The following is a 3,758-nucleotide window of genomic DNA, read 5'->3' on the forward strand; positions in this document are numbered from 1 at the left end:
CTAAAGTTAACTGACCATCAGCATTAAATAGTACAGCTCCGTCTGCCCCTAAATCTAATATTTGATTAAGAGTCACCTGTCCGGTACTATTCATGTTAAATCGCTTTGTAAATATAGTATTATCAATTACAATACTACCCGCTCCTTTAACTTCAAGCTCTTTAAGGCGATGTGTATTATCCTGACCTATTGTATAAGGACCTCCATTATTGGCTATAGTAAGATTATTTGTAGTTGCCTCTATTCTTACTATACCGTATTCATCTTCTGCATCCGATGGATTTAAGTTGGCATATAACGTAAACTGCTTATCCGCATTACCAGTATTTATTAAATCTAACTCTGAACTTGCTCCTTTAAACGCTATACTTGTTCCATTATTTAATAAATCTATATCACTATTAATACTATCAACATTGAAAGTAACATTATCTGCAATATTAGTTTCTTGAATGGTAGTAATCGTTGGATCAGTAGCCGTAGTAACTCCGGCATTTACATTTAATGTTCCATTTGCTCCGTTAGTTATTGCTCCTCTAATTGTAGTATTATCATCTTTTATATTTAGAACTGAATTTGCTGTAAAAGCGAAATTAACCTGCCCTGTATTCGCTTCATCCGGAATAGCATTGATTGTAACTGTACAACTACCGCTTAAGGTAACTGCTTTTAATGCACTATAATTATTTACTGTCGGCAAATTATCTACACCTGCATTTCCATTTAAAATCAATGGAATCGAACTAGCATTTTGAGTAAGAACAATAGTAGCTGTGCCATCACCAGCTATGGATCCAATTACCATCCTGTCACTAGGATCTACCTTCACATTAATATTTGTACCGTTGATAAGACGTATCGCTCCTATTGTATGGTTAGCAGCACCAGCAACATCTATTGTACCTGACGCTACTGCTTCAATAGTATTGCCATTGACAAATGGCGGATCAAAATTACTCGTTGGATTATCAAGACTAACATTTCCTCGCATCTGACTAACGGCTGCAGCATATATTGCATTAGTTGGGGTGGTCAATGACAGACCTAATATCGACGCAGTTGCTAAAAAACTTTTTAATATGCTGAATTTTTTCTTACTCATATATTTTATATATTATCGATCGTTTGTTAATATCGTAACTATGCATTTCTATAGTTTAGAATAAAGTTGACTCTAAGGTATGACGGACACAAGATAACTTCTATAATCCTGCATCGGTAATCAGCTTACAACCTGATATATCCGCTAATCAGGCTACTTGGATGCTGTGTCAACGTTTTTAAATTCTAAAAAGTAGCTTTATTTCTTTATAAATAGAACTCATGCATTCAATTAATATTAAAGAGAAGAAATAATAATGCCCATTAAAAAATTAAGCTATTTTTTATAAAATTAGGGGTTGTTGCATTTAATCAATGAACAGGCGTCCATATATGATGGTGCCATTCGCTGAATTTAAAAAATTGGCTTTGGCACTGTTTAAGTAATCATATGAGTCAAGTAAAGAAATATATGCCAGACTCTGAGTCTTAAGAAACGGTCGTTTTTTGAGACTCAAATGAAGAACAATCAAAAATGTATAATTAGCTGATTACGTCGTACTCAAAAAGTCTTGAATAGTTATCTCATATATCATAGTATTAATAACTTATAAAATAGATTATAAATAGGACTTTAAGAAAATAAGACACATATGACTAGATTGATAGGTTATGCCAGAGTTAGTACCTATGACCAAAATTTAAATTTACAAATAGATGCACTAAAAAAAACTGGGTGCAGCGATAAGTTGATATTTGTAGATAAAGTATCTGGGATAAAAACGGAAAGGGTAGGATTAAACAATGCTCTTAATATCTTAACAAGAGGCGATACTTTGATAGTATGGAGGTTAGATAGACTCGGGAGGTCAATCTCGCATTTAATTAGTTTAGTGGAAGATCTTCATAATAAAGGTATTAACTTTAAATCTTTGTGTGATGGTGCAATAGATACTACTACAGCATCAGGAGAGTTAGTATTTAATATATTCTCCTCTCTTACTCAATTTGAGAGGAGATTAATACAAGAACGTACTAGAGCGGGTCTTAGTGCTGCACGTAGTCGAGGTCGCACCGGTGGCAGACCTAAGATTACAACAACTAACCCAAAGGTCATCATGGCAAAACGTATGCATCTAGATAAGTCTCTAGAAATAGAAGAAATATGTAATTCTTTGATGATCTCTCGAGCTACATTCTTTAGATATCTAAGCCTAAATTAACCATAATGTGCAACAAGTGGCGGCAGACTACTATGATATTTTAATTTTCTTAGCCTTACTTTGCTCTTTTTTAGGTATTTTTATAGATAATATGCCATCCTTAAAGTTCGCTTCTACATGTTCTTCATCTACGTTAGATGGTAAACTAATAGAGCGAGAGAAAGAACCATAATATCGTTCCTGCATATGATAATTATGATCTTTTTTCTCAGTAGATTGTTCCTTTTTTCCTTCGATAGTTAAGATATTACTATCTATTTTAAGGTCAATATTATCTTGCGTTACACCAGGTAACTCTACTTCTAAATGATATTCAGATTCATTTTCAGTAATATCTGTTTTAGGCGATAACATTCTGTCATTATAAGGGGTGGAGTACGGAAAAGAAGCTATTTCATTAAAGAAATTATTAAAAATATCATCAACATAACTTCGTTTATTTGTATGATTCTGTAATTCTGATTTATTTCTAATGCGTGGTAAATTAAAAGCCATAAGTACCTCCATAAGTTTAATAAATAATGTTTACTAATAATAGTTAAGCAAAATTAAAAAATATTACCAACTATTGAATTGGTATTTCTTTTGCATCCTTCTCTTTAACCTCTATACGAGGAAGCGTAATAGTAAGTATACCATTCTTTAAGTTTGAAGAAATCTTACTTTGATCTATATCTTCATATAAAGACACGACATAATTAAAATTACTATTCGTATAATCATCTGCAGCATCAGATTTATTATCTTTTTCTATATTCCCTACTACAAATAATTTATTACCACTAACTTTAACTTTGATTTGACTTTTGTCATACCCTGGTACTTCTAATACTAGGATATATTGTTTATCTTTAGTAATAAATTTAGTTTTTAAAGAACTTGAATCATAGATAGATAGCCTATCATCAAATATACTATTCCAGTAGTAATCCAAAGCTGAAAAAGGACGTAAATTAGGAGGATGTCGTAAGTAGACATTCTGAGCCTTATTATCAGGTTTACTTCCACTATCATCTGCAATAACTGGACTCGCCAATAAAATAACAGTAATACAAGATAGCAAATATGATTTGATATTGTTATATAACATACATACCTCTTTTGGATTTATATAATATATAAGATTTGTGAACCTACTTAAGCAATACTTCACACTAAAAATATAAGTAGTGGCAGAGAGAAATTCAATAGTGTAAATTATTGTTTTATTGCAGCTATTGATGGTTGAATCTTTATTCAGCTTATAATATATTTGTATGCATGAGGATATATCTTCTTGATTTCCTTACCCTAGCGATACGCTTAATGTGCATATCTATTTCATGCTGGGTAGTGCAATGAATCACTTTATAATTGCCTTTATTAGAGTACAAAGAACCCCAGCTACATATAAGATCAGTAGTACCAAATAAATTAGCTTGAGTAGTTAATCTATAATATTTATGATCTTTAGTCCAATAATAATCTATGTTCATTCATTATCAAGATTAGTGC

At 31.8% G+C, this 3,758-nt stretch carries 4 protein-coding genes and 1 pseudogene; 1 reads left to right on the forward strand and 4 read right to left on the reverse strand.

The annotated features are described in order from the left end of the window. Positions 1-1,102: pseudogene (locus KYQ89_RS05970) on the reverse strand (hypothetical protein); the annotation flags it as partial. A 592-nt stretch (positions 1,103-1,694) separates the two neighbouring features. Here KYQ89_RS05970 and KYQ89_RS05975 point away from each other — a divergent pair. Further along, complete coding sequence (locus KYQ89_RS05975; protein WP_218460820.1) at positions 1,695-2,264, forward strand: recombinase family protein; 570 nt, start codon at positions 1,695-1,697, stop codon at positions 2,262-2,264. Positions 2,265-2,294: 30 nt separating this feature from the next. Here KYQ89_RS05975 and KYQ89_RS05980 read toward each other — a convergent pair whose 3' ends face one another. The 3 genes from KYQ89_RS05980 to KYQ89_RS05990 all read right to left on the reverse strand — a co-directional run bounded on the left by KYQ89_RS05980 (position 2,295) and on the right by KYQ89_RS05990 (position 3,739). Beyond that, positions 2,295-2,759, reverse strand: a complete 465-nt coding sequence (locus KYQ89_RS05980; protein WP_218460821.1) for an Hsp20/alpha crystallin family protein — start codon at positions 2,757-2,759, stop codon at positions 2,295-2,297. 70 nt (positions 2,760-2,829) lie between these two features. Further along, positions 2,830-3,354, reverse strand: a complete 525-nt coding sequence (locus KYQ89_RS05985; RefSeq protein ID WP_218460822.1) for an Hsp20/alpha crystallin family protein — start codon at positions 3,352-3,354, stop codon at positions 2,830-2,832. 151 nt (positions 3,355-3,505) lie between these two features. Beyond that, complete coding sequence (locus tag KYQ89_RS05990; RefSeq protein WP_218460823.1) at positions 3,506-3,739, reverse strand: DNA polymerase III subunit epsilon; 234 nt, start codon at positions 3,737-3,739, stop codon at positions 3,506-3,508. Positions 3,740-3,758: the final 19 nt, after the last annotated feature.

It is taken from the genome of Rickettsia sp. TH2014, from assembly GCF_019249195.1.
GTDB classification, from domain to species: domain Bacteria; phylum Pseudomonadota; class Alphaproteobacteria; order Rickettsiales; family Rickettsiaceae; genus Rickettsia; species Rickettsia felis.

Coding starts and splice junctions, on each gene's coding strand:
- KYQ89_RS05990 (WP_218460823.1), bottom strand. CDS start 3,739: ATGAACATAGATTATTATTGGACTAAAGATCATAAATATTATAGATTA.
- KYQ89_RS05975 (WP_218460820.1), top strand. CDS start 1,695: ATGACTAGATTGATAGGTTATGCCAGAGTTAGTACCTATGACCAAAAT.
- KYQ89_RS05980 (WP_218460821.1), bottom strand. CDS start 2,759: ATGGCTTTTAATTTACCACGCATTAGAAATAAATCAGAATTACAGAAT.
- KYQ89_RS05985 (WP_218460822.1), bottom strand. CDS start 3,354: ATGTTATATAACAATATCAAATCATATTTGCTATCTTGTATTACTGTT.